We start from the raw sequence: 15,089 nt of genomic DNA, 5'->3' as shown, positions 1-15,089 counted from the left end.
GAGAGCCTTTGGCCTATCGTGTTCCGCGAAGTCGGCGGGAAAGTTCAGCCTTCAACTGGCCGAAAGGGGCGCGCAGCGCATCGTCGCGCCCGACGATGACATAATCATTGCCGGGCACCATGTCATCTGCGGCATGGACGCGGACGGCCTCTTTAAGCCGCCGCCTGACGCGGTTGCGCACAACAGCGTTGCCGACCTTCTTGGTGACGGTGTAGCCGACGCGCGGTACCCGGCCATCGCCGCGGTCGAGGACCTCGACGAGGAAAAACCGTCCGCGTCGCTTTTCACCACGACGGACGGCCAGGAATTCCGCGCGTTTCAGAAGCCGCTTGGGATTTTGCCCCACTGGCTTGCCGGTTGCGGGCAACGATATCGTCTCGCTTAGGCGCTGAGCCGCTTGCGGCCGCGGTTGCGGCGAGCTGCGACGACTCCACGACCACCCTTGGTGGCCATGCGGGCACGGAAACCGTGCCGGCGTTTGCGGACGAGTTTGGACGGTTGGTAGGTACGCTTCATTTGTTTTAATACCGCGGGGTGCGGCCCTTCTTGATTCTGTCACTCTGTAACAGGAGCTTTGCCGGGCCGGCTTTGGCGCGATCGAAACCGCGCCGGGACGAGTGGCCCGAGCGTGAGCGGGCTTATAGAAAGAAGGGTTTTGGAAGTCAATCCGGCGTCGGCGCGGCGCGGACGCCGGCTTCATGACGGTAATTTAATGTTCCGGCCAAAGGATGAAATTGGCAAAAATGCCGTAATCGCCTAATCTTGGCCGATCAAGTGATCGTGAAGACAGAGTCGCATGAGCGAAACCAGCCAAGCGGGGGAAGGGAACGGAACGGCGCCCGCCGCCGTCCGCACGGTACCCCTGTCACGCGGCCTGTCGACGAAACTGCTGCTGCTGACCATCGTTTTCGTGCTTCTGGCCGAAGTGCTCATCTTCCTGCCCTGGATCGCCAGCTACCGGCTGAGCTGGCTCAAGGAACGGCTGAGCACGGCGGCGGCCGTGTCGATCGTGCTGGTGCAGGGCGAGTCGACCTCGCTGTCGCGGACGGCCCAGAATGACGTGCTGATGGCGATCGGCGCCAAGGCGATCGCGGTGCGCGACGGCGGCGTCTCGCGGCTTCTGGTGGTGGCAGACATGCCGCCGCAGGTCGACGAGCATATCGACCTCGCCAGCGTCGGCATGATCAAAGGCATGACAGGCGCTCTCGACACGCTGTTCTTCGGCGGCGACCGGATGCTGCGCGTCTTCGGACCGGTCGGCGACAGCGACAAGGAATTCGAGCTGATCATGCCGGATTACTCGCTGCGCAAGGCCATGCTCATCTATTCACGCAACGTCGCCTTCGTCTCGCTGCTGATCTCGCTGTTCACCGCCATGCTGGTCTATGCCGCGATCGACCTGATCATGATCGGGCCGATCCGCACCATGACGCGCTCGATGCTGTCCTTCTCCGAAGCGCCCGACGACCCTGGCCGCATCATCCATCCCGCCGCCCGCTCCGATGAGATCGGCGTTGCCGAACGCGAACTGTCGCAGATGCAGGAGCGGCTGCAAAAGATGCTTTCGGAGCAGAAACACCTTGCCGATCTCGGCCTGGCTGTCTCGAAGATCAACCACGACATGCGCAACATCCTGGCCTCAGCGCAGCTGATTTCGGACCGCCTGCGCCTGGTCAAGGACCCGACCGTGCAGGCCTTCGCGCCGAAGCTTTTGCGCGCGCTCGACCGGGCCGTCTCCTATTCCGAAGGCGTGCTTCACTATGGCCGCACGCAGGAGCCGCCGCCTTCGCGCCGCCGGGTGCGGCTGCGCCAGCTGGTCGAGGACGTGCACGGCCTGCTCGACATCGAGGAAGGCATCGAGTTCATCAACGCCGTCGAGGCGGCTTTCGAGGTGGACGCCGATTCCGACCAGCTGTTTAGGGTGCTCACCAATCTTTGCCGCAACTCGGTGCAGGCGATGGCGGCCGACACCGAGAGCGCCGTGGTGCGGCGGCTCGCCGTCTCGGCGGAGCGCATGGGCAGCGTCAGCCGCATCGCCGTCACCGACACCGGCCCCGGCCTGCCGCCGAAGGCGCGCGAAAACCTGTTCGCGGCGTTCCGCGGCTCGGCGCGCAGCGGCGGCACTGGCCTTGGCCTGGCGATCGCCCATGAACTGATCAGGGCGCATGGCGGCTCGGTGGAACTGGTCGAATCGATTGGCGGGCGCACCACTTTCGCCGTCACCATCCCCGACCAGCCGGTGCGGCTCGACCAGGCCCGCGGCAGCCTGCGCCGCCCGGCGTGACGGGCTCGGCGCTGTTTTCCCGAGGCTTCTGCCCTTCAAGTCTGACGCTTTCGATGATCTTCGCCGCGACTTTTCCCCACTCGGCCTGAATCAGACTGGCTTCGCGGCAGCTTCAAAGCCCTGAGATCGGGGCCGTCGTCACCGGATGACACACCCACGACAAAACTTTTGCCGGATCGGCTTGCTTTTCCCAAATTCAGTCGTTAGGGAACTGCACACATTCGCGGCCGGTCCTTGGGATCGGATCGCAGGGCCGTTGAAAACATGGCCTGATGCGCGCCCGTAGCTCAGCTGGATAGAGCACCAGACTACGAATCTGGGGGTCAGGAGTTCGAATCTCTTCGGGCGCGCCAAAAACTCATCCATGTCGTTGGGTATTCGGATCGAGTGGCCCCGTCGGAAGCCACGCGAGAGTCGATCTGTCGCACAGGTGTCACACCGAGGCGGATGATAAATCGTGGCGACGATCCGGAAACGAGGTTTCAAGCCCTCTCTGCCGGCGGCATGAGGAGCGCGCGAGGGACGTCACGGGCGTGTCGAGAAGCCGTCGTTCGTTATGCCCTTGCCCTGACGAGCACTCCGATCACAACGAGCATCAATCCGATCAGACGCCCCATGCCGAAAGGCCTTTCGGTTAGTCCGAACGCCCCAAAGTGATCGTAGACCGTGAGGCATCGAGGTCAGGGCGGGTACGGATCGAGCGCCAACTGCCGAGCCTGACCACCAGCAGACGGGCCGCGACGGTGGCTATCAAGAAGGCCAAAAAGACCGCGGCAAGCGAATCGCGGTTCAGTTCCTCGGACAGACGCGCGCAAATCGGACCTTGCGCGGCAACCAGCATTCCGCCGATCACCGCGCTCATGCCGGCGAGAATCAGACCCGCTGGCACCCGGCTATATCCGCCTGAACATGTAGGTCGTCGCGTGCAGCGCCTTGCCGTCCGGGTCCCAGGCGAAGTCGGGGATCACACCAGCCACCTCGAAGCCGACGGAAGCGTATAACGGCTCCGCGGCGTCCCCGGTTCGCGTGTCGAGGGTTACGAGGGTTTTCCCCAGTTCACGCGCGCGATCCAGCGCTTCATTCATCAGGGCTCGCCCGATGCCGAGCCTGCGTGCCTGCGGATGGACGATCATCTTTGCGATCTCGCAGCGATGCGGCTGGTTGGGCGGCATGGCGGTGAGAAGCTGGACGGTTCCGACGATCTCGCCGTCCCGCTCCGCGCCGAAAAGCACTCTGCGTCCTGCAGCGACCTCACGCCGAACATCGCCCGACCAGAACCGAGCCGCGTCCTCGTAGGGCATGGGCGCCATGAAGCTGATAGCCGCGCCATCGGCTACGCTGTCCGCGAGAACCCTGGAAAGCTCGCCCAGCCTTTTTTCGATGGCGAGACCGTCGAGTTCAATGATCTGCATTTCCATGTATGGCGGTTCCTTAAGCCATGGCGATAATGTAGCGGGCCGATTGTTCGCCGGTCTCAAAGGAAGAGGCGCCACGCAGCCGATAGCGCAGGCAGTCACCGGGACGCAGGTCGTGCCTAACGCCATCGACGATCAAAACAAGCGCACCTGCCAAAAGCACGAGGTGGTGTTCGTGCCCCGGAAGAGCGGGCCGATCGTAGACGATGCGCTGGTTGGGCGCGATCTCGCACTCGATCATTTCGAGCTTCAGCTGTCCGCTGGGCGGCGAAAGAGCACGACGAGTGAAGCCCTTCTCCTGATCCGACCATATGCTTTGGTCAGCGTGGTGGACAAGCGGGGGAAAGTCCGGCTCGAGCGGCACCAGAAGCTGGGAAAGCGGCAATGCGAAAGCCGACGCCAGACGACCAAGCGTTTCCGCTGTGGGGCTGACTTCGCCATTCTCGATCCGCGACAGCGTCGCCCGACTGACCCCGCTGTTTGCCGCGAGCTCCTGAAGGGTAAGCCCACGATCTGCTCGAAGCAGACGAAGATGGTCGGCCAAGGCTTTAACGTGGCGAGACGCTGTGTCCATATGTGGGAAAATATCCCAAGTCAGGGAAATTGCAAGCGCGAGACCTGATCGTAAACATGTCTGTCGCACGGCCCTAAAGGCAGTTTCTGGGAACGCTGGAAGCGGCGGTGAATGTCTCGAGGAGCCGGAAGCGACGCGCCATAGCGCATAGCCGGCGGCTCGAAGCCTGGGCCATCTGCAAGAAGGAGGACCTGGAGGCGATAGCGTAGACAAGTGATCATCTTAGCCCGGTGGGCCCAACCCAAGACCGGACTTCAGCGGCGATTTCATTCGACGGGCCGCGAGCTTATACAGGAACGTAGGTCAACCTGATCACATCCTCGCCGATCCGATCGTGGGTCATAAGGCGCAGCGGTGGCCGGGGTCCGGCAAAATAGGGCTTGCCGTGCCCAAGCACGACGGGATGCAAGTAGATCCGATACTCATCGATCAGGCCAAGTTCGGTGAGGGTTTGCGCCAGGTTCGGGCCGGCAACTTCGATCTCCCCATCGCGGTCGGCCTTCAACTCCCGCATCGCGCCCTCGAGATCATCCCCGACGAGCCTGGCGTTGGGACCAAGCGACTTCAACGAGCGCGAGACGACCCATTTCGGCTGGTTCCGCCACGCCGCCGCGAAGGCGCGTTCGTCCGCACTCCATTCGGGATGATCGTCGTCCCAGTACCGCATGATTTCATACATCCGGCGGCCATAGACACTGCCCGCCTGCGCCTGAGCCTCCTCGATGAAGTGGCGGAAGAGCGTGGGGCCTGGCGCAAATCCCATATGGTCGACATAGCCGTCCAGGGACTGGTTCATTCCGAACACGAGCTTGGCCATACCCCTTCCTTCCTCACCGGCACGTCCGCGCGGTTCCGATTGTGTTATGCAATCGGTTATAGGCTAGATCGACTGATTTTGGATCGCAATTGGTTTTTGGCGGGGTCGCGCTCGGCGAGGTCGAGCAAACCTACATGGCCCGGCTCAGCGAACGCGACGCCTTCTGGCGGGCGATGGAAAGCTGTCAGGCCACGCGAGCGTGGGTCCAGGCGTCCGCTAAAGCGCGCCGCGCCTGAACGGATTCATGCTTCGCGCTTTGGTCTCCTCAGGACGCCTTGGCGAGAAAGCTCTGGTAGTCCGACTTTGCCTGCAGCAGGCGCAGCACGTTTTCGCGTGAGCCGCGCACATGGGCGCGGGCCAGGGCGCCGGCCCGGGTGGCATCGCCGGCGCAGATCGCTTCGACGATCTCCGCATGCTCGTCGCGGGCGATCTTCCATTCGTCGAGCCACAAGAGTTCGGTCCAGACATAGTGCTGGCACTTGTCGAGGATGCCGCACAGCATGCCGTGCAGCATGGCATTGCCGCTGATCTCGGCGATGACGCGGTGCAGGTCGATGCCGACCTCCAGCTCCTGGAATTTTTCCTTTGTGGTGCGGTCCGGAATGGCGGCCAACCGCTCGCATTCGGCCAGCATGGCGCGCAGCCGCGCTTTGTCCTTGTCGGTCGCGGCGGCCGCGGCCAGTTCGGTCGCATGGCCGTCGAGCAGTTCGCGGATGGCGAAGGCCTCGCGGAACATGTTGATGTCGAACTCTGTGACGACATAGCCCTGGCGCGGCCGGCCGGTGACCAGGCCGTCGCGCTCGAGGCGGTTGAAGGCTTCGCGCACCGGCGTGCGGCTGACATTAAGTTTTGCGGCTATGTCGCTCTCGGTGACGCGCGAGCCGGGCGGAATCTGGCCGGTCACGATCATCGCCTTCAGCGACGTGTAGACCGAGTCGCGCAGTGTGTTTTTGGGTTGCTTGCTCAAAGATCCGTCCCCACCGGCAATCGATATTTGCCTATCTCTATTCGCAGTCGGCGCGATTTGCCACGCCTTGACGGCGCTGCTCACGCCCGCCTGCATCGTGCCTGTCAGCCAGATTCGGACGGTGTTGACATCGTCGATCCCTAGGCTACACTCAAGATTGTATACAAAATCGCATGCTAAATCAAAACAAATGGGAACACCGGCTGGAGAACCGACATGAAAACCATCAATAGCCTTGGGATTGCCGCGGTCGCGGGCCTCATGGCATCGGCAGCGGCGCCCGCCTTTGCCGCCGATACGATCACTGTCGCCTCGTGGGGCGGCACCTATCAGGAGGCGCAGACCAAGGCGTTCTTCGATCCGACCGCCAAAGCGCTCGGCATCACCATCAAGCAGGACACCACCAACGGCCTCGACGACGTGCGGCTGCAGGTGACCGGCAACGCGGTGAAGTGGGACATCACCGAGCTTGGCGCCGACGAATGCGCGCGCGGCTCGAAGGAAGGGCTGTTCGAGAAGCTCGATTACGGCTTGATCGACAAGAGCGGCATCAACCCGAAGCTGGTCCATGACGACTGGGTCGGCATTTCCTACACCTCCGTCGTGCTGATCTACCGGACCGATGTGTTCGGCGACAAAGGCCCCAAGACCTGGGCCGATTTCTGGAACGTGGAAAAATTCCCGGGGCGGCGCGCGCTCTCCAGCAGCCAGGCGACCGAGACGCTGAGCGTCGCCGCTCTCGCCTCCGGCCTGCCGATCGACAAGGTCTATCCAGTCGACATCGACGGCGCCTTGAAATCGGTCGACAAGATCCGCGGCCATGTCGACGCCTGGTGGACATCAGGCGCACAGGCCATGCAGCTGGTCAAGGACGGCGAGGTCGACATGGCGAGCATCTGGAACGGCCGCGCCGGCACGCTGAAGAAGGAAGGCGCACCGGTCAGCTTCTCGTTCGACCAGGGCGTGCTGACCGCCGACTGCATGGTCATCCCCAAGGGCGCCAAGAACAAGGAAGCGGCGATGAAGGCGCTGGCGATGTTCGTGAGCCCGCAATTGCAGGCCAACCTGCCGCTCTATGTCGACAATGGGCCGGTGAACGAAAAGGCCTTCGAGACCGGCAAGATCCCGCCCGAGCGGATCAAGGACATCAACTCGGCGCCCGAAAACGTCAAGAAGCAGGTGCTGCAGGATGCCGAGTTCTGGCGCGACACGCTGGTCGAGGCGACCGAGAAGTTAAACAATCTGATCCAGCAATAGCTGCCCGGAAGACACTTCACGGCAGGGCGGCGCAAGCCGCAAAGGCTGCTTCGCCCCGCCCTCCTCTTCGCCGCCCAGAGCAGTTCACCGTTTCTCCGAAACGTCGAACCACTCTATCTCTTTGTTTTTACGCAATTCCTGAGGGAAAACCGCTCCTCACTTTTCCTGGAATTGCCCTAAGGAGAAAAGAATCTTGTCCATTGCGCCATCCGCGCTGCCGATCAGCATGCGCCGGATCGAGAAACGATTTGGCAGCGTATCGGTGCTGCGCGACCTGAACCTCGATGTCGAGGCCGGCGAGTTCCTGACGCTGCTCGGGCCTTCCGGCTCCGGAAAGACGACGCTGCTGATGATCCTGGCAGGTTTCGTGCGGGCCGATGGAGGGTCGATCCGGGTCGGCGACGACGAGATCATCACCACGCCGCCGCATAGGCGCAACATCGGCATGGTGTTCCAGAACTACGCGCTGTTTCCGCATATGAACGTTTTTCACAACATCGCCTTTCCGCTGAAGCAGCGCGGCGTGGCGGCCACCGAGACCGCCGAGCGTGTCGAAAAAGCACTGGAACTGGTGAAGCTCAAGGGCCTAGGCGAACGGCGTGTCGACCAGCTTTCCGGCGGCCAGCGCCAGCGCGTGGCGCTGGCGCGCGCCATTGTCTTCGAACCGCGCATCGTGCTGATGGACGAGCCCCTGTCGGCGTTGGACAAAGGCTTGCGCGAGCATATGCAGATCGAGCTGCGCGCCCTGCACCGGCGGCTTGGCATGACGACGGTCTATGTCACGCACGACCAGCGCGAAGCCATCACCATGTCGGACCGCATCGCGGTGATGAATGCCGGACGCATCGAGCAGCTCGACAAGCCCGAGACGCTCTACGCCGCGCCGAAGACGCAATTCGTCGCCGGCTTCATCGGCGAATCGAATTTCATTCCGGTCGAATGCCGCAACGGTTCGGTCTGGTATGAGGACAGGCGCATCCAAACGGCGGGGGCGGCACCGGCCCCCGGCCAACATCTGATGGTGGTGCGGCCGGAAAAGCTGCGGCTGGTCACGGCGGCCGAACCGTCGAGCGGCATCAATGTGCTCGATGCCACGGTCGGCGACATCATCTACCAGGGCGACAGTTTCGTCTGCTACGCGGTCCTGCGCGACGGCCGCCAGCTGACTCTGCGCGACTACTGCCGCAGCGATGTGCTGGCCAGGCTGCCGGCGCCCGGCCAGCCGATCCGCCTCGGCCTCGATGCGCAGGACACCATCCTGGTGGCGGCCGAAAGATGAGCGCGCCATCCGCCCTCCTGAGAGAACCAGCCGGCGCGGGCCGGGACCTCAACGCGCAGGCGCTGCGCGCCGACGCGCGGCGCGAGTCGCTGCGGCTGCTGGCACTTTTGTCGCCGAGCCTGTTCCTCGTCTTCGCCATCATCATCGTGCCGATCGGCTGGCTGTTCTGGCTATCGCTGTTCGACGAGGCCGGCGCCTTCAGCACATCCAACTATGCGCGCTTCTTCGAGCAGGCCTCCTACATCAAGACCTTCGTCACCACCTTCAAGGTCGCCTTCATCGTCACCGGCGCCTGCGTGCTGCTGGGTTATCCCCTCGCCTACATGCTGTCGCAGCTGCCGCGCCGGGCGGCATCGATCTGCCTGATCTTCGTGATCCTGCCGTTCTGGACGTCGGTGCTGGTGCGTACCTATGCCTGGCTGGTGATCCTGCAGCGCAAGGGCCTGATCAACAGCTGGCTGATCGACCTCGGCGTGATCAGCCAGCCGCTGTCGCTCGCCAACAATCTGTCCGGCGTGGTCATCGGCATGACGCATATCCTGCTGCCGTTCCTGGTGCTGCCGCTCTACGCCTCGATGAAGACCATCGACACCGACTGCCTGCGCGCCGGCATGAATCTCGGCGCCGGTCCGGTCGCAACCTTCCGGCAGATCTTCTTTCCGCTGTCGCTGCCCGGCCTTGCTTCGGGCGTGGTCATCGTCTTCGTGCTGTGTCTCGGCTTCTTCGTCACCCCGGCGCTGATGGGCGGCGGCAAGGTGATCATGTGGGCGATGCGCATGGAGCAGACCACCAGCCTCTATTCCAACTGGGGCGCGGGTGCCGCGCTCGGCGTGGTGCTGCTGGTGGTCACGCTGGCGCTTCTCGGCCTGTTCCAATGGCTGCTTGGCGCGCGCGCCACCGGCGTGTGGAGTTCGCGATGAGCGCAGATGTCGGCCTGCCAATCTCGCATCGGCAACGCCTGTGGCTTTACGCTCTGGGCGGCCTGGTGCTGCTGTTCCTGATCGCGCCGTCGGTGATCATCGTCATCATGTCATTTTCGGATTCGACGCTGCTGCAGTTCCCGCCGCAGCAATGGTCGCTGCGCTGGTACGAAACCTATTTTCAGTCGGTGGAATGGCGTGATGCGACCATCGTCTCGGTCAAGGTGGCTGTCATGACCGTGCTGGTGGCGACACCGCTCGGCACCGCCGCCGCCTATGCGATCAACCGGGGCACGCTGCGCTTCAACGGCACCATCAATGCGCTGCTCACCGCATCGCTGATCATCCCGGTGATCCTGATCGGCATCGGCACCTTCTTCCTCTATGCCCGCATCGGTCTCAACAACACGCTGACCGGCCTGGTCATCGCGCATACGGTGCAGGCCTTGCCGCTGGTGGTGCTGACCGTGCTGTCGGGCCTGCGCTCCTACGACATGAACCAGGAGCGCGTGGCGCGCAGCCTGGGCGCCGGGCGCATCGGGGCCTTCTGGCAGGTGACGATGCCGCAGATCCGTTTCTCGATCGTCTCGGGCGGGCTGTTCGCCTTCATCACCTCCTTCGACGAAGTGGTGGTTTCACTGTTCATCTCGGGCGGCGAGACCACCACGCTGACGCGGCGCATGTTCAACGCGCTGCGCGACCAGATCGACCCGACCATCGCCGCCATCTCGACCTGCCTGATCGTGCTTTCCGTCCTGCTCCTGTCGGTGGCGCAGATCTTCGGCCGGCGGCATTGATTTCATCAGACCATGGGATACCCAGACGACAATGCGTGATTTCCAGTTTCCCGGCCGCTCGCCGGTTCGTGCTACGCAAGCGGTCGCGGCGACATCGCACCCGCTGTCGACGCTGGCGGCGATCGAGATGCTGCGTGCCGGCGGCAACGCCATGGACGCCGCCGTCTGCGCCGCCGCCGTGCAGGGCGTGGTCGAGCCGCAATCGACCGGCATTGGTGGCGATTGCTTTGTCCTCTACTGCCCGAAGGGACAAGGCGACGTGCTGGCCTTCAACGGTTCGGGCCGCGCGCCCGCCAAGGCCACCGTCGACTGGTACCTCGACAAGGGTTTCAACGAGCTTCCTAAGCAGGGACCTCACGCGGTGACCGTGCCGGGCGCCGTCGATGCCTGGAGCCGGCTCCTGGAAGACCATGGCCGCAAGAGCCTGGCCGAGGTTCTGGCGCCGGCCATCCACTATGCCGAGAACGGCTATGTCGTGCATGACCGCGTCGCCTTCGACTGGGCGGACCCGGAGATCGACCTTACCGCCGACGAACACGCCGCGCGCATCTTCCTGCCAGGCGGCCAGGCGCCGAAGGCCGGCGACATCCACCGCCAGCCCGAACTCGCCGCCACCTTGCGTGTGATCGCAAAGCAGGGCCGCGCCGGCTTCTACGAAGGCGCCGTTGCCGACGACATGGTGCGCCGGCTCAATGAACTGGGCGGGCTGCATAGCCAAGAGGATTTCGCCGCGACCAAGGGCGACTATGTGGCGCCGGTCAGCACCGCCTATGGCGGCTATGACATCCACCAGATGCCGCCGAACAATCAGGGGCTGACGGCGCTGCTGATGCTGAACGTTCTGTCCGGCTTCAAGCTCGGCGGCCTCGACCCCAATGGCGCCGAGCGCCTGCATCTGGAGATCGAAGCCGGACGGCTGGCCTATCAGGACCGCGACCGCTTCGTCGGCGACCAGGACCAGGTTCACGTGCCGGTGCGGCAGCTTCTGTCCGGCGCCTATGCCGACCGGCTGCGCGCCGAAATCCACCGCGACCGCGCCATGACGCATCTGCCGCGCCTGGAGCTGCCGGGCAGCGACACGGTCTACATCTCGATCGTCGACCGCGACCGCAACGCGGTCTCCTTCATCAACTCGACCTATTACTCTTTCGGCAGTGGCGTCGTTGGGCCGAAGAGCGGTGTCGTGCTGCAGAACCGCGGATCGAGCTTCCGCCTCGACCCGGCGCACCCCAACGCGATCGCGCCCGGCAAGCGGCCGATGCACACGATCATGCCGGGCATGGCGACCAGGAATGGCCGCGTGGTGATGCCGTTCGGCGTCATGGGCGGCGGCTACCAGCCTTTCGGCCATGTCCATCTCCTGACCAACATGATCGACTTCGGGATGGACCCGCAGCAGGCGCTGGATGCGCCGCGTGTGTTCTACAATGATGACACCGTGGAGGCGGAGCGCAGCGTTCCCACTGCTGCGATCGAAGGCTTGCGCGAGCGCGGCCATCGCGTCGTCGAGCCGTACCAGCCGCTCGGCGGCGGCCAGGCGGTGCTGATCGACTGGGAGAAAGGCACGCTGACCGGCGCTTCCGATCCGCGCAAGGACGGCATGGCGTTGGGATATTGATGGCCGCCGGCTTCACACTGTGTGTCGCTGCTGGATTTTGACAGATTGGAACAATAGTCGGTGACCATGAGCACGAATTCAAAAGACCTCTCCCATCGTCTCGCCGCCGGCGCGGACGACGCACCGGCGATCCTGGCGCCCGACAGGGCGACGCTGACCCATGGTGGGCTGCGCAGCCTGATCGCGGGTACCGCTGAGCGGCTGCATGCGCTCGGCATCGGCCGGGGCGACCGGGTGGCGATCGTGCTGCCGAACGGACCGGAAATGGCCACCGCCTTCGTCGCGGTGGCGGCGACAGCCTCGACGGCGCCGCTCAATCCTGCGTACCGCGCCGACGAGCTCGATTTCTACCTCACCGACATCGGCGCCAAGGCGATCCTTGTCGCGGAGACCGAAAGCGGTCCGGCCGTGGCGGTCGCCGAACGGCTCGGCATCGGCGTGCTCAGGCTTGTCGTGCAAGCCGACGCGCCTGCCGGCTCCTTCACCATCGAGGGCGCGGCGATCGGTCCGCAGGCGGCGCCCGACATGGCAGGAGATGGCGACATCGCGCTGCTGCTGCACACGTCAGGCACGACATCGCGCCCAAAACTGGTGCCGCTCAGCCATGCCAATATCGCCGCCTCGGCAGCCCATATCGGCGCCACGCTCGGCCTAAGCGCCGACGACCGCTGCCTCAACATCATGCCGCTGTTCCACATCCATGGGTTGATCGCGGCGGTGCTGTCGTCGCTGGCGGCGGGCGGCAGCATCTACTGCACGCCGGGTTTCAACGCGCTGCGCTTCTTCCAGTGGCTGGGCGATGCCAAGCCGAGCTGGTACACGGCGGTGCCGACCATGCACCAGGCGATCCTGCCGCGTGCGGCGCGCAATGCGGAAGTGCTGGCGGCGGCACGCCTGCGTTTCATCCGCTCGTCCTCGGCATCGCTGCCGGCGCAAGTGATGGGGGAACTGGAAGCGACCTTCGGTTGCCCGGTGATCGAATCCTACGGGATGACCGAGGCCGCCCACCAGATGGCGTCGAACCGGCTGCCGCCGGGCCTGCGCAAGCCGGGCAGCGTCGGTGCCGGCGCCGGACCGGAGGTCGCGGTGATGGCGCCGGACGGCCGGCTGCTGACAGCCGGTGAGACCGGCGAGATCGTCATTCGCGGACCCAATGTCACCGCAGGCTATGAGAAGAACCCGGAGGCCAATGCCACGGCCTTCGCGCATGGCTGGTTCCACACCGGTGACCAGGGCGTGCTCGACCAGGACGGCTATCTCCGCGTCACCGGCCGGCTCAAGGAGATCATCAACCGCGGCGGCGAAAAGATCTCGCCGCTCGAGGTCGACGACGTGCTGATGGACCATCCGGCGGTGGCGCAGGTCGTCACCTTCGCGATGCCGCATGACAAGCTCGGCGAGGAGGTGGCGGCGGCCGTGGTGCTGCGCGAAGGTATGAGCGCCACCGAAAGCGACATCCGCAGCCATGCCGCCACGCGGCTCGCCGACTTCAAGGTGCCGCGCAAGATCCTGATCCTGGACGAGATCCCCAAGGGCGCGACCGGCAAGCTGCAGCGCATCGGGCTCGCCGCCAAACTCGGGCTTTGACGATGAAGATGACCATTTTCGGCGCCGGCGCCATCGGCGGCTATCTCGCCGCCAAGCTGGCGCTCGCCGGCCGTACCGACCTGTCGATCGTCGCGCGCGGCGCGCATCTGGAAGCGATCCAGGCGAACGGCCTGCGCCTGATCGAGGACGGCGAGGAATCGGTTGCGCCGGTGAGAGCCGCCGCCAAGGCCGAGGAACTCGGCGTGCAGGACATCGTCGTGCTGGCGCTGAAAGCCCATTCGCTGACCCCGGCGCTTGACCAGATCGCGCCGCTGCTCGGGGATCACACATCCGTCGTCACCATGCAGAATGGCGTGCCATGGTGGTATTTCCATCAACTGGGCGGGCCGCTCGAAGGCACAAGGCTGAGCGCGGTCGATCCCGGAGGGGCGATCTGGCAGCGGATCGGGCCGGAGCGCGTCATCGGCTCGGTCGTCTATCCCGCCGTCGAGGTCGACGCGCCCGGCCTCATCCGCCATGTCGAGGGCAAGCGGTTCTCGCTCGGCGAACCCTCGGGCGAACGCAGCGAACGGGTGACGCGACTGGCGGAGGAAATGGTCAAGGCCGGCCTGCAGGCGCCGGTGCGCGAGGATATCCGCAGCGAAATCTGGGTGAAGCTGTGGGGCAATCTCTCCTTCAACCCGATCTCGGCGCTGACCGGCTCCACGCTTGCCGCAATCGTCGCCGACGACGGCACCCGCGCGCTTGCCCGCACGATGATGCTGGAGGCGCAAGCGATCGGCGAAAGCCTCGGCGTGCGCTTTCCGATCGGGGTCGACCGCCGCATCAAGGGCGCCGGCGATGTCGGCGAGCATAAAACCTCGATGCTGCAGGACCTGGAACGGGGCCGACCGATGGAAATCGACGCGCTGGTGAGCGCGGTGCAGGAGCTTGGCCGGCTGACGGACAAGCCGACGCCGACCATCGACGCGGTGCTGGCACTGGTGCGCCGGCTGGCGGTGGAGCGGGGGTGTTACGGGTGATGGGGGCACGGCGGGCCGAACCTTGAAGTGCTCACGCCCTGCCCAACATATCGTGGGCCGCCCTTGTTGCCGGTCCGAGATGGGCAGGCCGAAACAGATATGCCCTGACCCGCATCCAGCCTTTGGTTTCAAGGAACCGCCACCATGCTCCGATATGCCTGCCTCCTCGGAATTCTGGCCATGACAACGGCTCATCCCGCGATGGCACAGAGCGATGATGAAATGAAAGCGTGCGTCGACCGGTCCGGCGGCGCCACGTCGGAAATGCTGGATTGCGGGAAGACCGAGATCGACAAGTTCGATGCCAGGTTGAACGCGGCTTACAATACGCTGATGCATCGCGAACAAGGCCCTCAACGTGCCCGGTTGCAGCGCGAGCAGCGCGCCTGGCTGAAACATCATCTGCGGGAAGCGCATCGTCTTGCCGCCGATCCGAACAACGGATCGGCCGCCTTCCTTACATCTCAAAGCTTTGAATTGGACGATTTGAGCGCGCGCACGGCCGAACTCGAAAAACGTGTCCAGCAAAACCCGTAGTCGCTCAACCGGGGGTCATCGTTCGCCGGCACCCTGGCGTGGCCCGATCAATCG

Annotated in this window: 16 protein-coding genes, 1 tRNA gene and 1 pseudogene; 10 read left to right on the top strand and 8 right to left on the bottom strand. The window is 64.4% G+C overall.

The window, feature by feature from the left end:
* Positions 1–13 precede the first annotated feature (13 nt).
* Positions 14–367, bottom strand: a complete 354-nt coding sequence (rnpA, locus tag AB4Z43_RS10495; RefSeq protein WP_064985287.1) for a ribonuclease P protein component — start codon at positions 365–367, stop codon at positions 14–16.
* A gap of 14 nt (positions 368–381) precedes the next feature.
* On the bottom strand, positions 382–516 hold the full coding sequence (gene rpmH, locus AB4Z43_RS10490) for a 50S ribosomal protein L34 (protein WP_008833937.1): 135 nt from the start codon (positions 514–516) through the stop codon (positions 382–384).
* A gap of 280 nt (positions 517–796) precedes the next feature.
* On the opposite strand from rpmH, the gene AB4Z43_RS10485 reads away from it, so the two are divergent.
* Both AB4Z43_RS10485 and AB4Z43_RS10480 read left to right on the top strand, forming a co-directional pair.
* Positions 797–2,284 (top strand): ATP-binding protein, encoded by a 1,488-nt coding sequence (locus tag AB4Z43_RS10485; RefSeq protein ID WP_441937321.1) that lies wholly within the window; start codon positions 797–799, stop codon positions 2,282–2,284.
* Between the two features lie 276 nt (positions 2,285–2,560).
* Positions 2,561–2,637 (top strand) — tRNA-Arg (locus tag AB4Z43_RS10480).
* 201 nt (positions 2,638–2,838) lie between these two features.
* Here the strand turns inward: AB4Z43_RS10480 and AB4Z43_RS10475 are convergent.
* The 6 genes and pseudogenes from AB4Z43_RS10475 to AB4Z43_RS10450 all read right to left on the bottom strand — a co-directional run.
* A pseudogene (locus AB4Z43_RS10475) lies at positions 2,839–2,907 on the bottom strand (hypothetical protein); the annotation flags it as partial.
* 11 nt (positions 2,908–2,918) lie between these two features.
* Positions 2,919–3,173 (bottom strand): DMT family transporter, encoded by a 255-nt coding sequence (locus AB4Z43_RS10470; RefSeq protein ID WP_148307433.1) that lies wholly within the window; start codon positions 3,171–3,173, stop codon positions 2,919–2,921.
* A gap of 4 nt (positions 3,174–3,177) precedes the next feature.
* Positions 3,178–3,702, bottom strand: coding sequence for a GNAT family N-acetyltransferase (locus AB4Z43_RS10465; RefSeq protein WP_064985289.1), 525 nt, complete (start codon positions 3,700–3,702; stop codon positions 3,178–3,180).
* Between the two features lie 13 nt (positions 3,703–3,715).
* On the bottom strand, positions 3,716–4,273 hold the full coding sequence (locus AB4Z43_RS10460; RefSeq protein WP_441937319.1) for a helix-turn-helix domain-containing protein: 558 nt from the start codon (positions 4,271–4,273) through the stop codon (positions 3,716–3,718).
* Between the two features lie 286 nt (positions 4,274–4,559).
* On the bottom strand, positions 4,560–5,090 hold the full coding sequence (locus AB4Z43_RS10455; RefSeq protein ID WP_441937317.1) for a dihydrofolate reductase family protein: 531 nt from the start codon (positions 5,088–5,090) through the stop codon (positions 4,560–4,562).
* Between the two features lie 265 nt (positions 5,091–5,355).
* Positions 5,356–6,057, bottom strand: coding sequence for a GntR family transcriptional regulator (locus AB4Z43_RS10450; RefSeq protein ID WP_019862416.1), 702 nt, complete (start codon positions 6,055–6,057; stop codon positions 5,356–5,358).
* Positions 6,058–6,273: 216 nt separating this feature from the next.
* Between AB4Z43_RS10450 and AB4Z43_RS10445 the strand changes: the two genes are divergently transcribed.
* The 8 genes from AB4Z43_RS10445 (at position 6,274) to AB4Z43_RS10410 (ending at position 15,035) form a co-directional block, all read left to right on the top strand.
* Positions 6,274–7,314 (top strand): ABC transporter substrate-binding protein, encoded by a 1,041-nt coding sequence (locus AB4Z43_RS10445; protein ID WP_441937314.1) that lies wholly within the window; start codon positions 6,274–6,276, stop codon positions 7,312–7,314.
* Between the two features lie 193 nt (positions 7,315–7,507).
* Positions 7,508–8,593, top strand: a complete 1,086-nt coding sequence (locus AB4Z43_RS10440; protein WP_019862414.1) for an ABC transporter ATP-binding protein — start codon at positions 7,508–7,510, stop codon at positions 8,591–8,593.
* Complete coding sequence (locus tag AB4Z43_RS10435) at positions 8,590–9,513, top strand: ABC transporter permease (RefSeq protein ID WP_019862413.1); 924 nt, start codon at positions 8,590–8,592, stop codon at positions 9,511–9,513. The genes AB4Z43_RS10440 and AB4Z43_RS10435 overlap by 4 nt, the downstream gene beginning before the upstream one ends.
* Complete coding sequence (locus AB4Z43_RS10430) at positions 9,510–10,310, top strand: ABC transporter permease (RefSeq protein ID WP_202361139.1); 801 nt, start codon at positions 9,510–9,512, stop codon at positions 10,308–10,310. The genes AB4Z43_RS10435 and AB4Z43_RS10430 overlap by 4 nt, the downstream gene beginning before the upstream one ends.
* A 31-nt stretch (positions 10,311–10,341) precedes the next feature.
* Positions 10,342–11,928, top strand: a complete 1,587-nt coding sequence (gene ggt, locus AB4Z43_RS10425; RefSeq protein WP_441937311.1) for a gamma-glutamyltransferase — start codon at positions 10,342–10,344, stop codon at positions 11,926–11,928.
* Positions 11,929–11,994: 66 nt separating this feature from the next.
* A complete protein-coding gene (locus tag AB4Z43_RS10420; RefSeq protein WP_441937309.1) occupies positions 11,995–13,515 on the top strand; it encodes an acyl--CoA ligase in 1,521 nt (506 codons plus the stop codon).
* 2 nt (positions 13,516–13,517) lie between these two features.
* Complete coding sequence (locus tag AB4Z43_RS10415) at positions 13,518–14,498, top strand: 2-dehydropantoate 2-reductase (RefSeq protein WP_441937308.1); 981 nt, start codon at positions 13,518–13,520, stop codon at positions 14,496–14,498.
* 144 nt (positions 14,499–14,642) lie between these two features.
* Complete coding sequence (locus AB4Z43_RS10410; protein ID WP_441937306.1) at positions 14,643–15,035, top strand: lysozyme inhibitor LprI family protein; 393 nt, start codon at positions 14,643–14,645, stop codon at positions 15,033–15,035.
* The last annotated feature ends 54 nt before the right edge of the window (positions 15,036–15,089 follow it).

Source organism: Mesorhizobium sp. 2RAF45, from assembly GCF_052115225.1.
In the GTDB taxonomy this organism is placed as follows: domain Bacteria; phylum Pseudomonadota; class Alphaproteobacteria; order Rhizobiales; family Rhizobiaceae; genus Mesorhizobium; species Mesorhizobium jarvisii.
Note: the sequence above shows the minus strand (reverse complement) of the source record. Positions and strands in the feature narration are given on the sequence as shown.

Excerpts from the sequence above, each read along its gene's own strand:
- AB4Z43_RS10445 (WP_441937314.1), top strand. The coding sequence starts at position 6,274 with ATGAAAACCATCAATAGCCTTGGGATTGCCGCGGTCGCGGGCCTCATG.
- AB4Z43_RS10465 (WP_064985289.1), bottom strand. The coding sequence starts at position 3,702 with ATGGAAATGCAGATCATTGAACTCGACGGTCTCGCCATCGAAAAAAGG.
- AB4Z43_RS10460 (WP_441937319.1), bottom strand. The coding sequence starts at position 4,273 with ATGGACACAGCGTCTCGCCACGTTAAAGCCTTGGCCGACCATCTTCGT.
- AB4Z43_RS10435 (WP_019862413.1), top strand. The coding sequence starts at position 8,590 with ATGAGCGCGCCATCCGCCCTCCTGAGAGAACCAGCCGGCGCGGGCCGG.
- AB4Z43_RS10420 (WP_441937309.1), top strand. The coding sequence starts at position 11,995 with ATGAGCACGAATTCAAAAGACCTCTCCCATCGTCTCGCCGCCGGCGCG.
- AB4Z43_RS10415 (WP_441937308.1), top strand. The coding sequence starts at position 13,518 with ATGAAGATGACCATTTTCGGCGCCGGCGCCATCGGCGGCTATCTCGCC.
- rpmH (WP_008833937.1), bottom strand. The coding sequence starts at position 516 with ATGAAGCGTACCTACCAACCGTCCAAACTCGTCCGCAAACGCCGGCAC.
- AB4Z43_RS10455 (WP_441937317.1), bottom strand. The coding sequence starts at position 5,090 with ATGGCCAAGCTCGTGTTCGGAATGAACCAGTCCCTGGACGGCTATGTC.
- ggt (WP_441937311.1), top strand. The coding sequence starts at position 10,342 with ATGCGTGATTTCCAGTTTCCCGGCCGCTCGCCGGTTCGTGCTACGCAA.
- AB4Z43_RS10485 (WP_441937321.1), top strand. The coding sequence starts at position 797 with ATGAGCGAAACCAGCCAAGCGGGGGAAGGGAACGGAACGGCGCCCGCC.
- AB4Z43_RS10430 (WP_202361139.1), top strand. The coding sequence starts at position 9,510 with ATGAGCGCAGATGTCGGCCTGCCAATCTCGCATCGGCAACGCCTGTGG.
- AB4Z43_RS10410 (WP_441937306.1), top strand. The coding sequence starts at position 14,643 with ATGCTCCGATATGCCTGCCTCCTCGGAATTCTGGCCATGACAACGGCT.